The following is a 15753-nucleotide window of genomic DNA, read 5'->3' on the forward strand; positions in this document are numbered from 1 at the left end:
CGCAAGAGGATATCCATGAGCCAACAAGGCGCCCAACGTCCCCTCCAGGTAGCCTGCCCCCAGTGCAAGACCGCCGTGGCCTGGTCCGAGAACAATCCCCATCGGCCCTTCTGCAGCCATCGCTGCCGCCTGCTGGATCTGGGCGCCTGGGCCGATGAGTCCCACCGCATCGCCGGCGAGCCGGCGATGGACGAATCGAGCATCGACGAATGGGTGGCCCAGGCCGAGCGGGACGCCCACCTCAATGGCTGAAGGCACCCGATCCTATCGCCTGCTCGCCGAATTGGAGCATGCCTTCGACGACCTTCTCGACGCCGTGGCAGCGCTGGTTGACACCTGGCAGGCAAGCGCACTACCCGCCTGGCGGTTCGGTGACGGCCAGGCATCCGCCGACTGGCTACGCCATGCCTTGCTCGATGTCTGGTACCAGGACGGCCAGGATGGCCGTGCGACCACCAGCCATATCGGCATCGTCGCGGCGGATGAGGCGACCCTGGCTCAGGCCGGCAGGGTCAATCAGTACAAGGAGGTGTTCGCCGGCATCATCGCCAACATTCGCCAAGACAGCCCCGGCCTGATCCCCGAAATCAAGGCAGTGCTCCCCTTCCGCCATCCGGAGCTTCACACCCATCTCAAGGGCACGGGGCTCGCCCGGCTGCACCTGAAACAGTGCTGGCGAGCACTGCCCGTGGCAGAGGCCCCGGTCGCGCGGGTCAGAATGGCGTGGTATGCGAGCGGCCGCTCGATCACGCGGCTATCGGTTCAGGAAGCAGAACAAAGGTTGCTGGCGCTGGATAGCGACGCGCCCCATATCCGCATCCAGTTGAAGCGCTTGGCGGGTATCCCTTCGAGCGAACCGTTGGCTCGCGTACAGACCCAGGCCCCCCTGATGCGTGCCAACCTGTTCTATACGGAGCCATTGGGCGACGGCCGTCAGCGCCGAGCCATGAACGTGGCCTTGCCGCTGTTCGTCCCCACGACGTCGCGACGTCTCCCTGACTACAACCAACCACCGGCTACCCCTCCGCCTCAGCGCCTACGCGCCAAGCGCAGCGACGAACGCCTTGAGCAGACGCCATTTTTGCCGAGTCTTCGCGTCTACCGCTACCGCTCGCTGTAGCGCCCGCCATCGCGCCACGCGTATCCGATCGCGCCTTTCACAGCCTGCATCTATCGTTACCGCTCGCCGTAGCGCCGTCATCGCGACACGCGTATCCGATCGCGCCTATCCGATCGCGCCTTTCACAGCCTGCATCTATCGTTACCGCTCGCCGTAGCGCCGTCATCGCGACACGCCGATGACTGCCCGGGCACCCGGCGGCCCGGCGGCCCGGCGTCGCCTCGACCCTCACGCCACGCCTAACCGATCGCGCCATCGCGACCGGAATGACTCGCCCCCACGCCCCCCGACAGTCGCCGGCGCGTCCACGATGACGCCTCCGGCGACAAGGCGCGGCTTTTCTCCCAACGGAAGATAGGATGCGTCTTACATCGATGCAGCCATCACGTCAGTAAAGCTGCGAACAAGCCGACAGAGTTACAGCGCGACCTGCCCCCATACTGTTTCGTTACAGCAAAAATGGAGAGGGACTGTGTCGCCTCGAATTGAAGCCACGGCGGAAGGCCCTCCAGCCTTGACGAGGGTCAAGGGCAAGTCGATGAGTGGCATTCCGATCAGGCGATCCGACCTAAGGATTTCAGCGTCTGGACCAGGCGTGACACCTCGTCGGCGGGCTGAGCATATTCTTGCATCAAGGCCTGGAGACGCTTCTCGAAGTTCTGGTGGCGTTCGCGGGCCTCGTCTTCCTCCTGGCGCTCGAGGGACCGCACGGGCGGTCCCGTAGGGATCTCCGCGGCGGCTTCGGGGTTCTCAAGACCGCGCAATGCCTCGGCGAAGGCATCGTCTAACTCGCGGAATCTACGTAACTTTTCGCGTTCGTCCATAGGCTTTTGGGAATTTTGAGATTTCATTTGTTACCGGTCGTTAACGTCATTCGGAATGAAAGAGAGCATAGATGATTGCGTCCCTGTTTTCCTCTCAAAGTGAGAAAAACGACATCTTTTCTTTGTAAAACAATATTCTACATATGAATTACAGGGCTGATTCTTTGTGCACAAACGATCAAAACGGCACATTGAACTTGCCATCAACACGCCCTACACTGCATAACTAAGTAACAGGATGTATCCGTACGAAACAAACCTAATCACTACTGGCCTGGCCGGGCCGTCAGGGAGACAGCCTGTAAGAGCCACCAAGGGCAACATCGCCTGGCTCTAGCGGCCAAGACCTCATCCTGAGGTCACAAGATTGTTACTGGTTCAGGGAGGCACGACCATGTTCAATGAGATGATGCGCGCAGAAATCTGGTTGCAGGAAACGCTGGACAGTCAGCTCAGCATCGAAGACCTGGCAACCCGAATGGGATACTCGTCCTCGCAAGTCAGGCGTCGGTTTCGCCAATCTTTCGGTATTTCACCGAGCGCGTATCGCGACATGCTGCGCCTGGAGAAGGCCGCACGGTTGCTGATCCATACTCCCCACGGCGTCCATGATATCGCACGTCGCTGCGGTTATCGCAATCATTCTGCCTTTACTCGCGCCTTCCAACGCCGCTACCGGGTCGCCCCGCGGGAATACCGCCAGAACCAGCGCCTGGAGCTCTACCGCCAGCGTCACAATCTACCGCACTTCTCGGTCAAGATGGCAGACCTGCCGTTGCGCCGCGCCGCGGTGACCCGCTTGTACCAGCCGCCGGAAATCATCGAGAACCTGGACAACTGGCAGCGCAACGCCGATGGCGCCTACGACCTGCCGGCCCGACTCACCAATGCTGCACCGATCGCGATTCTGCACGACCACCCGCTGGCCAGCGAAGCACCGCGTATCGATCTTGGCGTCCACGTTGACGAGGAACACGCCCATCGCCTGGCCTTGCCGCTACCCTTCCGCCTGGTAATGATGCCGGCACAACGCCACGCCTGTATCGCGCTCGAGGACAGCTCTCATCTGACGAGCGCCATGCTGTTCATGGCCTGCCGCGGCCTGTCCGAACACGGCGTCTACCTCAGCGGTGAAGCCCCGCAACTGGTCAAGAGCAAGTATGGACTGGAGTTGCGCCTGCCGCTATTGGAAGACGACTGACACCCCGCGCCAACGCCCTGTCCGTGCCTAGCCTGCACGGGCCGGGCCCAACCTAGGCGTCGATGCTCGCGCCGGCGACCGACGCCTGGATCAGGGCCAGGTCCAACCTCCCTACATGGTCCGCTACATGGCCCGTTACATAGCCCTTTACATAGCCCGGCGGCAAGGCATACCGAATGCCGCTAGCCAGTACACCATGCGAGCTCCGCTTCACGCCCTAGCCCCGCCTGCCTTTCGCAGGCAGTTTGATGGCCCGGACAACGACCCGCCATCGAGCCCTATTCCCGCCCCGAACCCAATCTGGCTTACCGCTGATTTCGCCAATCATTGTCCTGCGACAGATTACCAGACAAGAATGTATCGAAGCTCCCGGATGTCCTTGTATCGACCACCTGCCAGCAAGATATCTTCCAGGCTCGGCTTAACCGTCAGGAACGGACTTAACACGGTCGAATACACCCGGCGCGCCCTGCCTGACCTCCCGATAAATAGCCGGAGCCCGAGTGACCACGGCACTTTTTCATTTACGATGAACTCGCCGACCATCCACTCTGGCGAAGATAAGCTGCCGGCACGTGCGCGTAATCACCACGGCTGACGGGCAGGCGTTAGCTCATTTGATCCCGCTTACAACCCCTAACGATGGGGCTGAGATAGCCCGTTTGGCAACCCCTGTGGTAAAAGACCCACTCGCACAAACCTTGATAACGCTCAGCCATCGTGCGCCGAAGACATCATTGTCGCAATCTGACTACAAGATAAGTAAAAACTAATAATAAAACATCATCTCCCGGTAATCGTCCGAGAGTGTGACGGAACCGAACGATGGCAATGCAGAACCGTGGGCCGAACCGCTCTGGAAAACGGTCGAAAAGCGCCTTGGCGCCTCTTCGCGCCCCAATCCCTTGTGCTCACAATACCTGGCGCGTGGTCTACCCGGCAAAGTCAGGCTGTCAATGAAAGCGACTCACCAACGTGCTCCGTGGACCAAGCGCCACAACGTTCAGACAGCAAACACAGAAACGCCCACACACGTCGCCCTGCGCCAAGGGGTGGCCGATGATCGCCGGGCGCCTGACGGCTGCCCGGCGGTCGACCAACGGCCTACTGCAGCAACGATCAGCTACAGCAACGATCAGCTACAGCAACGATCAGCTACAGCAACGATCAGCTACAGCAACGATCAGCTACAGCAACGATCCGCTACAGCAACGATCAGCTACAGCAACGATCCGCTACGACAAGGATCAGCCATAACCCGGGTCAGGCGAACATCGCATGGCGGTCGACCCGCCTTGCAACCCGCACCCAACCCGAGGCGATCACTCCTCGACGCGCACCAGCCAGGACTCGACGGTCTCGGAGCCGTGCTCTTCTTTCCACGCCTTGAGGGTCTTCTGGTTACCGCCGCGAGTCTCGACGACTTCACCGGTATTCGGGTTCTTGTAGATCTTGAGCTTACGCTTGCGGCGGCTACCGCCGGTGCTGCTGGTGGCGACCTTGGCGGCACCGGAAGCCGGCTTTGGGTCGAGCAACGCGATCACGTCTGCCGCGCTCTTGTCGAACTCACGCATCAGCACTTCAAGCTTATCCTTGAACTCGAGTTCCGCTTTGAGACGGTCATCGTTCTGGAGCTGGTCGAGCTTTGACTGAAGTTGCTGGAGCTGCTGCTCCATTTGCATGTAGTCGTTCAACAGTGATGACATGGATTATTCCTGAAATTGAATGTAGGATGCCGGGCCATTATTGCGCCAATTAACCCATTAAGCAACACAGCCATTATTAAGATAGCTTAAGTTTGGACTTTTCCATTTCATTACGACGCAACTCTTCACAACCGCACAGTTCTCTACAGCAACCAGACTTCCCGCTCCTCTCCTCTACTCACCATCCCACTCTCTCACCGCCTAGGCCGACGCCTAAACAATAGTGGGAGACGGCAATCTTATCGACAGCGTCTCCCGCACTTCGACCCGCGTCTGCAAAGGCAGGACAAAAAAAACGCCGCCCCGAGGGGCGGCGTCTTCAGCGAGGGGTAACGTCACCCCCTTCGCGAGTCAGTCGATCGATCAGTCCTGACCCATCTGCTGCTTGATCAGATCACCGATGGTGGTCGGGCCACCAACACCTTCGGATTCCTGCTGTTCACGCAGCTTACCCATGTTGCGACGGGTGTCGTCCTGGTCCTTGGCCTTCACGGACAGGGCGATCTGACGGTTCTTGCGATCGACACCGATGATGCGGGCCTCGACGCTGTCACCTTCGTTCAGCACGTTACGCGCGTCTTCGACGCGATCGGCACTGATCTCGGACGCCTTGAGCACGGCGACGACGTCGGTAGCCAGCTCAACCTGAGCTTCCTTGGCATCGACTTCGACGACGCGACCAGTCACGACGGTACCCTTGTCATTGACGGACAGGTACTCGGCGACCGGATCGGAGTCCAGCTGCTTGACGCCCAGCGAGATGCGCTCACGCTCCGGGTCGATGGACAGGATGACGGCTTCGGCTTCGTCGCCCTTCTTGAAGTTGCGCACGGCCTCTTCGCCAGTCTCGGTCCAGGAGATGTCGGACAGGTGAACCAGGCCGTCGATGCCGCCGTCCAGACCGATGAAGATACCGAAGTCGGTGATCGACTTGATGGTACCGGCAACGCGGTCGCCCTTGTTGAACTGGGCGTTGAAGGTTTCCCACGGGTTGGCGGTGCACTGCTTGATACCCAGGGAGATACGACGACGCTCTTCGTCGATATCCAGCACCATGACGTCAACATCGTCACCGACCTGAACCACCTTGGACGGATGGATGTTCTTGTTGGTCCAGTCCATTTCGGACACGTGAACCAGACCCTCGACGCCCTCTTCCAGCTCGGCGAAGCAGCCGTAGTCGGTGAGGTTGGTGACGCGGGCATGAACCTTCATGCCTTCCGGGTAACGATCCTTGATGTTGACCCACGGATCTTCGCCCAGCTGCTTCAGGCCCAGCGATACGCGGTTACGCTCGCGATCGAACTTCAACACCTTGACGTTGATCTCGTCGCCAACGGCAACGATTTCGCTCGGATGCTTGATACGCTTCCAAGCCATGTCGGTGATGTGCAGCAGGCCGTCGACGCCGCCCAGGTCCACAAAGGCACCGTAGTCGGTCAGGTTCTTGACGATACCGATGATCTGCTGACCTTCCTGCAGGGTCGCCAGCAGTGCTTCACGCTCGGCACTGTTCTCGGCTTCGAGAACGGCACGGCGAGAAACGACAACGTTGTTGCGCTTCGGGTCGAGCTTGATGACCTTGAAGTCGAGTTCCTTGTTTTCCAGGTGCGTCGTGTCGCGCACCGGACGAACGTCGACCAGAGAACCGGGCAGGAAGGCACGGATGGAGTCGACGTCGACAGTGAAGCCGCCCTTGACCTTGCCGTTGATCACGCCCTTGACGATTTCTTCTTTCTCGAAGGCAGCTTCCAGCACCTTCCACGCTTCGGCACGCTTGGCCTTCTCGCGGGACAGGCGCGTCTCACCGAAGCCATCTTCCACGGCTTCGAGAGCCACGTGGACCTCGTCACCGACGGCGATGTTCATCTCGCCGTTGTCGTCGCGGAATTGCGCGGCGGGAATCTGACCTTCGGACTTCAGGCCGGCATTGACGGTAACCCAGTCACCTTCGATGTCGACGACAGTCGCCGCGACGATGGCGCCCGGCTCCATGTTGATGTCCTGGAGAGACTGTTCAAACAGTTCAGCAAAGCTTTCGCTCATGATGTTCCTACGTGATCAACGTTGAGTGCGGCAGGGCCGCTTCTCCGCACCACCAGCGAGTGCGGGCCATTTCCGAATACCCCGGGGACGTTGGCGCTGGTTAGACCTGACCGAGCTAGCTGTGAAAAATGGGCTCGGGCACGTCATGACGTCTTGCCGGGGACTCCGCAAGGAGGTTTCAGCGCGAGGCAACCAGGCCCTTCTGGGCCAGCCACTCCGTCAACCGATCCACCACTTCCGGTATGCTCAGGCGCGTGGTATCCAGCTCGATGGCGTCATCGGCGGGGACCAGCGGGGCCACGCTACGCTGCGTATCACGAGCGTCGCGTGCCTGAATCTCGTTTAAAAGACTCGATAGACTAGCACCCACACCCACCTCCCGCAACTGCAAGTGGCGCCGCTTGGCTCGCTCTTCGGCGCTGGCGGTGAGGAATATCTTCAACGGCGCATCGGTGAACACCACGGTCCCCATGTCGCGGCCGTCTGCCACCAGCCCGGGGGCCTGGCGAAAGTCGCGCTGGCGCTGCAGCAACGCCTGGCGCACCGCAGGCAACGCGGCGACACGCGACGCGCTGTCGCCGACCTGCTCGGTGCGAATCTCGCGGGTCACTATCTCGCCCTCGAGCTCGACGGCGGTCTCGGCGCCTTCGATGCGAAAGACGACATCCAGCGACGCCGCCACGGCGGCGATCGCCGGCTCGTCGTCGAGGGCCAGATCGCGCCGCAAGGCCGCCAGCGCCGTCAGGCGATACAGACAGCCGCTATCGAGCAGGTGCCAGCCGAGGCGCTCGGCGATCAGCCGGCTGATCGTGCCCTTGCCCGCCCCGCCGGGCCCATCGATGGTCAGCACCGGCGCAGCGTTGGTGGCGCTGGCGTGGGAATCGACACTCATGCGCCCTCCTGTCGCTCTTCTTCCAGGCTCAACCCGACGCGACGCGCCAGATCGAGAAAGGTCGGGAACGACGTCGCCACGTTGGCGCAATCGTCCACCTCGATAGGCGCCGAGGCCCGCAGCCCGGCAATGGTAAAGGCCATCGCGATGCGATGGTCTTCGCGGCTGTCGATGCGTCCACCGCCATAGCTCGGGGAATAGCTCGGGGAATAGCTCGGGGAATAGCTCGGGGAATAGCTCGGGGAATAGCTCGGCGAACCGCTCGGACCGACGCCACCATCGCCTTCGCCGCGGCCGACGATGTCGATACCGTCGTCATAAAGCGTGTTGTCGATACCAAGCGTGGTCATGCCATCGGCCATGGCCTGGAGCCGGTCGGACTCCTTGACCCGCAACTCATCGGCGCCGCGCAGCCGCGTGATGCCCTCGGCGTTAGCGGCGGCGATGAACAGCGCCGGAAACTCGTCAATGGCCAAGGGCACCTGATCGACCGGGATGTCGATACCCTTGAGCGGTGCATAGCGAATATGCAGATCGGCCACCGGCTCGCCGCCGACCTCACGCGAGTTCTGGAGCCTCAGATCGGCCCCCATGGCCTGAAGAATATTGATCACACCGATGCGCGTCGGGTTGACGCCAACGTGCTCGAGCACGAGATCGGATCCCGGCGTGATCGCCGCCGCCACCAGAAAGAAGGTCGCCGAAGAGATATCGGAAGGCACGTCGATCGGGCCTGCGGTAAGGCTGCCCCCGCCACGAAGCCAGCAGGTATCGCCGTCGCGACCCACCGAGTAACCAAAGCCTGTCAGCATGCGCTCGGTATGATCGCGGGTCGGCGCCGGCTCACGCACTCGGGTCTCGCCCTCGGCAAACAGCCCCGCAAGCAGCAGGCACGACTTGACCTGAGCACTGGCCATGGGCATGTCGTAGCGAATGCCCTTGAGCGCCTGACCGCCCTTGATCTTGAGCGGCGGACGCCCTCCCTCGGCGGTGTCGATCACGGCCCCCATCTGGCGCAGTGGATCGGCCACGCGCCCCATCGGGCGGCGCGTCAGTGAGGCGTCACCGGTGAGCTCGGTGTCGAAGGCCTGGCCCGCCAGAAGACCCGAGAACAGGCGCATGGCGGTGCCGGCATTGCCGACATACAGCGGACCCGCCGGCTTCTTCAGACCGTGCATGCCGACGCCGTGGATGACCACCCGCCCCTGGTGCGGGCCTTCGATGGTCACCCCCATCTCGCGGAAGGCCTGCAGCGTGGCAAGGCTATCCTCGCCCTCGAGAAAGCCGGAGACCTCGGTGACGCCCTCGCTGAGCGCGCCGAGCATGATCGAGCGATGGGAGATGGACTTGTCGCCGGGAACGCGGATACGCCCGGTAACGCCGCCGCCGGGCGCTACCCGGTAACGCAGCTTGGCTGTCTCTTGCATCTGATATTCCGCCTGATAGCTGGTCTGATTGAGCAGAGAATCGAAGTAGTGTCGCGCATGGCTGGCGCGGTCAAAGATGCCCAGCATGGCATCGCCATCGCCCTGCGTCACCGCTTGGCGCAGGCGCGAAAGCCCCGCCTCGAAGTCATCGAGGGCCTCCAGCACCGCACCCTGGTTGGCCTGAAAGACGTCACGCCACATCACCGGATCGCTGCCGGCAATGCGCGTAAAGTCGCGAAACCCGCCGGCGGCATAGCGAAAGATGTCCAATCGCTCGTCCTGGCGCGCCAGGGTATCGACCAGGGAAAAGGCCAACAGGTGCGGCAAATGGCTGGTCCGGGCCAGGACTTGATCATGGCGCTCCACGTCCATGATCAACACCTCGGCTCCGGCCGCGCGCCATAGGCCTTCGACCAGCCCCTGAGCCTCCGGCGCGGTGTTCTCGCACGGAGTCAGAATGACCTTGTGATTGTGGTACAGGCTCGCCATGGACGCCCTGACACCGCTCTTCTCGGAGCCGGCGATGGGATGCCCCAGCACCAGCCGCGAGGGCATCTCGCCGAACACCTCGACGGCGGTGTCGCGCACGGCGGCCTTGGTACTGCCGACGTCGGTGATCACGACCCTCGCATCGGCCCGGTGCAACAGGGCTTTGAGCTCGACCATGACGGAGCGCATCGCCATCACCGGGACCGCCAGCACCACCAACGTGGCAGCGTCGATGACGCCCGCCAGGGAGGTGCTGCCGGCGTCGATCAGGCCCATGTCCTGGCCGCGCCGAATCTCCTCGCCGTCGGGATCGCTGGCGACGATGACGCTACCATCCGAGCCCCCGACACCGGCCTCGCGCAGGGCCGCGGCCAGCGACCCGCCGATCAGGCCCAGACCAACGATGACGACGCGAGAGCCTGGCGGGATGCCGGAACCCGTGCCCTGGGATACCAACGGTGTTGTCGACTCACTTGCCGACATGCCTACAGGACCCCCTGGGGGTAGGACCCCAGCACCTTGACCTCCGAGGCGCGCAGGCGCACTTCCTCGAGTAGCGCACCGACGCGTGGCTCGTCGACATGGCCGGCGAAATCGATGAAGAACACGTAGTTCCACACCCCGGTGCGCGACGGCCGCGTCTCGAGGCGTGTCAGGTCGATCTGGTGCCGATGGAACGGCTCGAGCAGATCGTGCAGCGCCCCCGGCTGGTTGCGCATGGCCACCACCAGCGAGGTCTTGTCGGTGCCCGACAGCGGCACCTGCTGATTGCCGATAATCAGAAAGCGCGTGGAATTGTCGGGACGGTCCTCGATCTTCTCGGCCAGATGGCTAAGCCCATAGAGCTTGGCCGCCATATCACCGGCAATCGCCGCACTGTGCCACTCGGACTTGACCATGCGCGCCGCTTCGGCGTTGGACGACACCGGCACGCGCTCGGCATGGGGAAAGTGCGCGTCCAGCCACTTGCGACACTGGGCGAAGGACTGCGGGTGCGAATAGATGCGCGACACCTTGTCTTTCAACGTCGAGTCGGCCACCAGCAGGTGGTGGTGAATGCGCAGCACCACCTCGCCACAGATATGCAGGCCCGAATCGATAAAGGAGTCGAGGGTGTGATTGATTACGCCCTCGGTGGAGTTCTCCACCGGCACGACACCGTAGTTCACCGCCCCCGCCTCGACCTCGCGGAAGACCTCGTCGATGGCCGCCATCGGCAGGCTAATGGCGCTCTCACCGAAGTGCTTCAGGGACGCCTGCTGGGTAAAGGTGCCCTCGGGGCCCAGGTAGGCCACCTTGATCGGCTGCTCGAGCGCGAGGCACGCCGACATGATCTCGCGGAACAGGCGCGCCATCTCTTCGCTGTCCAGGGGCCCCTTGTTCATCTCCATCACCCGGCGCAGCACCTGGGCTTCGCGCTCGGGACGATAGAACACCGCCTGGGGGTCGCTGGCGGTCTTGGTCACGGCGACGTCGCTCGCGCACTGCGCGCGCTCGCTGATCAGCCGCAGAATCTCGCCGTCGATATCGTCGATGCGTTGGCGCAGCGCCGACAGGTTTGGCTTATCCGACTCACTCATCTTCGCTGTCCTCTTATCCTCGCCGCTGCTCGAAATCGGCCATGAAGGCCACCAGCGCATCCACGGCGGCTTCGGGCACCGCATTGTAGAGGCTTGCACGCATGCCACCGACGCTACGATGGCCCTTCAGGTTCAACAGCCCCGCCGCGTCGGCCTCGCGCAGGAAGTCGCTGTCCAGCCGTTCATCGGCCAGCACGAAGGGCACGTTCATGCGTGAGCGATTGGCCACCGCGATGGGGTTGCTGTACAGAGTGCTCTGGTCAATCGCCGCATAGAGCTTCTCGGACTTGCGCGCGTTGATGGCATCCATGGCCGCCAGGCCACCGATGTCGTCCTTCAGCCACTCAAATACGAGCCCCGCCAGATACCAGCTATAGGTCGCCGGGGTATTGATCATCGAACCAGCCGCGGCAAGCTCGCGGTAGCTGAACAGCGTCGGCATGTCGCCGCGCGCCCGATCCAACAGGTCGTCGCGCACAATCACCAGCACCAGCCCGGCCGGCCCGATGTTTTTCTGCGCGCCGGCATAGATGATCCCGTAGTCGCTGACATCGAGCGGGCCGGACAGGATCGTCGATGACAGATCGGCCACCAGCGGCACCTCGACACCATCGGCGCGCAGACCGCGCGGCGTGTAGTCGTAGGCCAGGCCGCCGATCGTCTCGTTGGGCGTCACGTGCAGATAGGCGGCGTCGTCCGACAACAGGATCGCCTCCTGACTCGGCACCGCGGTATGGCCGTTAGCTACGCTGGACGCGGCAACATGGGCGCCACCGAACAGATGGCGAGCCTCCTGGATCGCCTTCTTGCCCCAGATCCCGGTCTCGACGAAGTTCGCCGTGCCGCCCTGCCCCAACAGGTTGTACGGCACAGCGGCAAACTGCTGGGTCGCCCCGCCCTGGGTAAACAGCACCCGATAGTTGTCCGGCACCGCCAGCAGGCTGCGCAGATCGGCCTCGGCCTTCTCGGCGATCGCCACGTACTCGTCGGAGCGGTGACTCATCTCCATGACCGAGAGCCCACGGCCCTGGTAGTCGAGCATCTCGCGCTGGGCACGCTCCAGCACCGCGGTCGGCAGCGCGGCGGGGCCCGCGCAGAAGTTGTAGTGACGTGTCATCGGTGTCCAGTCTTTCGTCTATTCGTCGTTATCGGGGGTATCGGCGTCGCCGACAGAACCGGCGTCAGAGTCCGCCTCAGCGCCGCTTGCCTGCTCGCCGGAAGACTCTCCAGCCTCTCCAGCCTCGCCTTCGACCTCGCTCGCCTCGCCCTCGAGAACCTCGTCTTCGTCGAGTTCGTCGATGCGCACGGTCTTGACCAGGGACTCGGCTTCGCCGAGGCGGATCAGCATCACGCCCTGGGTGTTGCGCGAGGTGGTCGAGACTTCTTCGACCCGGGTGCGCACCAGGGTGCCGCGGTCGGTGATCAGCATCATCTCGTCGCTGGAGTAGACCTGCATCGCCGCCACCAGGTCACCGTTGCGCTCGCTGGTCTGCATGGCGATGACGCCCTGGCCGCCACGCCCGCGCAGCGGAAACTCCTCGAGACGCGTGCGTTTGCCGTAGCCATTGACGCTGGCGGTAAGAATGTAGATCTGGCCGTCGCTGGACGACACCACTTCGCTACCCTCGGCCTCGCCCTGCTCGCCGCCCTCGGCATCTGCGTCGATCTGCTGGCTCTGCGGAATGATCAGGCTGATCACTTCGGCATTGTCGAGCAGGCGCATGCCGCGAACACCGCGGGCGGTGCGGCCCATGGCGCGCACGTTGGTCTCCTCGAAGCGGATCGCCTTGCCGTTGGACGACAGCAGCATGACATGATCGTCGCCCTTGGTGATGGCGGCGCCGATCAGACGATCGCCTTCATCGAGATCGATGGCGATCAGGCCGACACTGCGCGGGCGCGAGAACTGCTCGAGGCTGGTGCGTTTCACCGTACCGCTGGCGGTGGCGAAGAAGATGTAGCACTCGGGGTCGTACTCGTTGACCGGCAGGATGGCGTTGATCGACTCGCCTTCGTCCAGCGGCAGCAGGTTGACCAACGGCTTGCCCCGCGAGCCACGGCTCGCCGCCGGCATCTCGTAGACCTTGAGCCAGTAGACCTTGCCGCGATTGGAGAACAGCAGCACGGTATCGTGGGTCGAGGCCACCAGCAGGTGCTCGATGACGTCTTCGTCTTTCATCTGGGTGGCCGACTTGCCGCGACCGCCGCGACGTTGAGCCTGGTAGTCCGACAGCGGCTGGGTCTTGGCATAGCCGCTGCGGGACACCGTGACCACCATGTCTTCTTCGGCGATCAGGTCGGCCATGGACAGGTCCAGATGGCTGGCCTGAATCACGGTGCGACGTTCGTCACCGAACTGGTCGCGCACCGCGGTCAGCTCCTCGCGAATCACTTCGAGCAGGCGCTCTGCCGAGGCCAGTATCGCCATCAGCTCGGCGATCTTCTCGAGAATCGCCAGGTACTCATCGAGCAACTTTTCGGTCTCGAGACCGGTCAGGCGATGCAGGCGCAGCTCCAGGATGGCCTGGGCCTGGGCCGGCGACAGACGGTACTCACGACCGGCCTGATCGAGCCCGAACCCTTCCTCGAGCTCCTCAGGCTTGCACGAGGTCGCGCCGGCACGCTCCAGCATTCCCGTGACCTGGCCCGGCTGCCACAGCTTGGCCAGCAGCTTTTCCTTGGCTTCCGCCGCACTCGGCGAGGCCTTGATCAGCTCGATGATTTCATCGATGTTGGAGATGGCGACGGCCAGGCCTTCGAGGATATGGCCGCGCTCGCGCGCCTTCTTGAGCTCGAACAGGGTACGCCGGGTGACGACTTCACGACGGTGGCGAATGAAGGCCTCAAGCACCTGCTTGAGGTTCATGATCTTCGGTTCGCCGTCTTCCAGCGCGACCATATTGATGCCGAAGACGTTCTGCAGCTGGGTCTGGGCGAACAGGTTGTTCACCACCACCTCACCGCTTTCCCCGCGCTTGACCTCGATGACCACGCGCAGCCCGTCCTTGTCGGACTCGTCGCGCAGCTCGGCGATCCCCTCGATCTTCTTGTCCTTGACCAGCTCGGCGATCTTCTCGATCAAGCGCGCCTTGTTCACCTGATAGGGCAGCTCGGTGACGATGATGTGGTCACGGCCAGACTTGTCGTGGTGCTCGATGGTGTGCTGGGCACGCACATAGATGCGTCCCCGGCCGGTGCGGTAGGCCTCGAGAATGCCGGCACGGCCATTGATGATGGCGCCGGTGGGGAAATCGGGCCCCGGAATGTACTCCATCAGGTCATCGACCGTCAGGGTGTAGTCGTCGATCAGCGCCAGGCAGCCGCTGATCACCTCGATCATGTTATGGGGCGGAATGTTGGTGGCCATGCCGACGGCGATGCCGGACGAGCCATTGATCAGCAGGTTGGGCACCTTGGTCGGCAGCACGTCGGGAATGCGCTCGGTGCCGTCATAGTTGTCGACCCAGTCGACGGTGTCCTTCTCCAGGTCCGCCAGCAGCTCGTGGGCGAGCCTGGCCATGCGCACTTCGGTGTAACGCATCGCGGCGGCGTTGTCGCCGTCGATCGAGCCGAAGTTGCCCTGACCGTCCACCAGCACATGGCGCATCGAGAAGTGCTGCGCCATGCGAACGATGGTGTCATACACGGCACTGTCACCGTGGGGGTGATACTTACCGATGACATCGCCGACCACACGGGCCGACTTCTTGTATGGCTTGTTCCAGTCGTTGCTCAGCTCGTGCATCGCGAACAGTACGCGCCGATGCACCGGCTTGAGGCCATCGCGCACATCCGGCAGCGCACGGCCGATGATCACGCTCATCGCGTAATCGAGGTACGACTGTTTCAGTTCGTCCTCGATATTGACTGGCAGAATCTCTTTGGCGATGTCACCCATGGGTCGTCAAGTCCTTTGCACAGCAGCAGGTAGGCGCGTCACGTGGCCGTGACAAGGCGCACAAATACAGCGCCATAGCATACCACCGATGCACCCAAACGGGCAGCGTCTACGGCGTGACCAACGGTGCCAGCTCGTCACGCAGCCGACCCTCGATGGCGACGGCCTTGTTAGACGCCACATCGAGCAGCACGAACGTCAGTACCGCACTCGCCACGGCCTTGCCATCGCGGGCGCGCACCACGTCCTGGGTCATCTTGGCACTGCGCGAGCCGAGCTCGGACAGCCGAGTGTGGACCTTCAGGTCGTCGCCACCCACGGCCGCCCGGCGGTAATCGATATTCAGGTTCACCGCGACGAAGGCGACGTCGCCAGTGCTAAGCTGCGCCATCAGCGATGGCGACTTGTCGAAATAGTCCCAGCGCCCCTCCTCCATGAACTCCAGATAACGCGCGTGGTTGACGTGGCCGTAGCCATCCAGGTGATAGCCGCGCACCCTCAGCTCGGTGCAAGTGATATGGGATTTCACGTCGTGCTGGTGCCGTTCCATGTCGTTCCTCCATCGGATAA

General features: G+C 62.6%; 12 protein-coding genes. 3 read left to right on the forward strand and 9 right to left on the reverse strand.

The window, feature by feature from the left end:
• Positions 1-15 precede the first annotated feature (15 nt).
• Both yacG and ACUN9Y_RS19200 read left to right on the forward strand, forming a co-directional pair.
• A complete protein-coding gene (gene yacG, locus ACUN9Y_RS19195; RefSeq protein WP_445462339.1) occupies positions 16-252 on the forward strand; it encodes a DNA gyrase inhibitor YacG in 237 nt (78 codons plus the stop codon).
• Positions 245-1120 (forward strand): DNA replication terminus site-binding protein, encoded by an 876-nt coding sequence (locus ACUN9Y_RS19200; protein ID WP_445462340.1) that lies wholly within the window; start codon positions 245-247, stop codon positions 1118-1120. Before yacG ends, ACUN9Y_RS19200 begins: the two co-directional genes overlap by 8 nt.
• A gap of 554 nt (positions 1121-1674) precedes the next feature.
• Here ACUN9Y_RS19200 and ACUN9Y_RS19205 read toward each other — a convergent pair.
• The gene (locus ACUN9Y_RS19205) at positions 1675-1944 is read right to left on the reverse strand and encodes a hypothetical protein (protein ID WP_445462341.1); all 270 of its coding nucleotides are present in this window, start codon (positions 1942-1944) and stop codon (positions 1675-1677) included.
• Between the two features lie 394 nt (positions 1945-2338).
• Between ACUN9Y_RS19205 and ACUN9Y_RS19210 the strand changes: the two genes are divergently transcribed.
• On the forward strand, positions 2339-3145 hold the full coding sequence (locus ACUN9Y_RS19210; protein ID WP_445462342.1) for a helix-turn-helix transcriptional regulator: 807 nt from the start codon (positions 2339-2341) through the stop codon (positions 3143-3145).
• A gap of 1322 nt (positions 3146-4467) precedes the next feature.
• On the opposite strand, the gene ACUN9Y_RS19215 is transcribed toward ACUN9Y_RS19210, so the two are convergent.
• From ACUN9Y_RS19215 to ACUN9Y_RS19250, 8 genes are all read right to left on the reverse strand, one after another.
• On the reverse strand, positions 4468-4851 hold the full coding sequence (locus ACUN9Y_RS19215; protein WP_445462343.1) for a histone-like nucleoid-structuring protein, MvaT/MvaU family: 384 nt from the start codon (positions 4849-4851) through the stop codon (positions 4468-4470).
• A 363-nt stretch (positions 4852-5214) separates the two neighbouring features.
• Positions 5215-6897 (reverse strand): 30S ribosomal protein S1, encoded by a 1683-nt coding sequence (gene rpsA / locus ACUN9Y_RS19220; RefSeq protein ID WP_445462344.1) that lies wholly within the window; start codon positions 6895-6897, stop codon positions 5215-5217.
• Between the two features lie 178 nt (positions 6898-7075).
• On the reverse strand, positions 7076-7789 hold the full coding sequence (gene cmk, locus ACUN9Y_RS19225; protein ID WP_445462345.1) for a (d)CMP kinase: 714 nt from the start codon (positions 7787-7789) through the stop codon (positions 7076-7078).
• On the reverse strand, positions 7786-10188 hold the full coding sequence (locus tag ACUN9Y_RS19230) for a bifunctional prephenate dehydrogenase/3-phosphoshikimate 1-carboxyvinyltransferase (protein ID WP_445462346.1): 2403 nt from the start codon (positions 10186-10188) through the stop codon (positions 7786-7788). The genes cmk and ACUN9Y_RS19230 overlap by 4 nt, the downstream gene beginning before the upstream one ends.
• A gap of 2 nt (positions 10189-10190) precedes the next feature.
• Positions 10191-11285, reverse strand: a complete 1095-nt coding sequence (gene pheA / locus ACUN9Y_RS19235) for a prephenate dehydratase (protein ID WP_445462347.1) — start codon at positions 11283-11285, stop codon at positions 10191-10193.
• Between the two features lie 13 nt (positions 11286-11298).
• Complete coding sequence (serC, locus tag ACUN9Y_RS19240; protein WP_445462348.1) at positions 11299-12402, reverse strand: 3-phosphoserine/phosphohydroxythreonine transaminase; 1104 nt, start codon at positions 12400-12402, stop codon at positions 11299-11301.
• Between the two features lie 18 nt (positions 12403-12420).
• On the reverse strand, positions 12421-15183 hold the full coding sequence (gene gyrA, locus ACUN9Y_RS19245) for a DNA gyrase subunit A (RefSeq protein ID WP_445462349.1): 2763 nt from the start codon (positions 15181-15183) through the stop codon (positions 12421-12423).
• Positions 15184-15292: 109 nt separating this feature from the next.
• Entirely contained in the window at positions 15293-15733 is a 441-nt protein-coding gene (locus tag ACUN9Y_RS19250; RefSeq protein ID WP_445462350.1) for an acyl-CoA thioesterase, read from the reverse strand.
• Positions 15734-15753 lie beyond the last annotated feature (20 nt).

The organism is Halomonas sp. V046 (assembly GCF_052645355.1).

What these genes read in the sequence shown, in the direction of transcription:
- ACUN9Y_RS19250 (WP_445462350.1), bottom strand. Translation starts at nt 15,733, where the DNA reads ATGGAACGGCACCAGCACGACGTGAAATCCCATATCACTTGCACCGAG.
- gyrA (WP_445462349.1), bottom strand. Translation starts at nt 15,183, where the DNA reads ATGGGTGACATCGCCAAAGAGATTCTGCCAGTCAATATCGAGGACGAA.
- pheA (WP_445462347.1), bottom strand. Translation starts at nt 11,285, where the DNA reads ATGAGTGAGTCGGATAAGCCAAACCTGTCGGCGCTGCGCCAACGCATC.
- ACUN9Y_RS19200 (WP_445462340.1), top strand. Translation starts at nt 245, where the DNA reads ATGGCTGAAGGCACCCGATCCTATCGCCTGCTCGCCGAATTGGAGCAT.
- yacG (WP_445462339.1), top strand. Translation starts at nt 16, where the DNA reads ATGAGCCAACAAGGCGCCCAACGTCCCCTCCAGGTAGCCTGCCCCCAG.
- ACUN9Y_RS19215 (WP_445462343.1), bottom strand. Translation starts at nt 4,851, where the DNA reads ATGTCATCACTGTTGAACGACTACATGCAAATGGAGCAGCAGCTCCAG.
- ACUN9Y_RS19205 (WP_445462341.1), bottom strand. Translation starts at nt 1,944, where the DNA reads ATGGACGAACGCGAAAAGTTACGTAGATTCCGCGAGTTAGACGATGCC.
- ACUN9Y_RS19230 (WP_445462346.1), bottom strand. Translation starts at nt 10,188, where the DNA reads ATGTCGGCAAGTGAGTCGACAACACCGTTGGTATCCCAGGGCACGGGT.
- ACUN9Y_RS19210 (WP_445462342.1), top strand. Translation starts at nt 2,339, where the DNA reads ATGTTCAATGAGATGATGCGCGCAGAAATCTGGTTGCAGGAAACGCTG.
- rpsA (WP_445462344.1), bottom strand. Translation starts at nt 6,897, where the DNA reads ATGAGCGAAAGCTTTGCTGAACTGTTTGAACAGTCTCTCCAGGACATC.
- cmk (WP_445462345.1), bottom strand. Translation starts at nt 7,789, where the DNA reads ATGAGTGTCGATTCCCACGCCAGCGCCACCAACGCTGCGCCGGTGCTG.
- serC (WP_445462348.1), bottom strand. Translation starts at nt 12,402, where the DNA reads ATGACACGTCACTACAACTTCTGCGCGGGCCCCGCCGCGCTGCCGACC.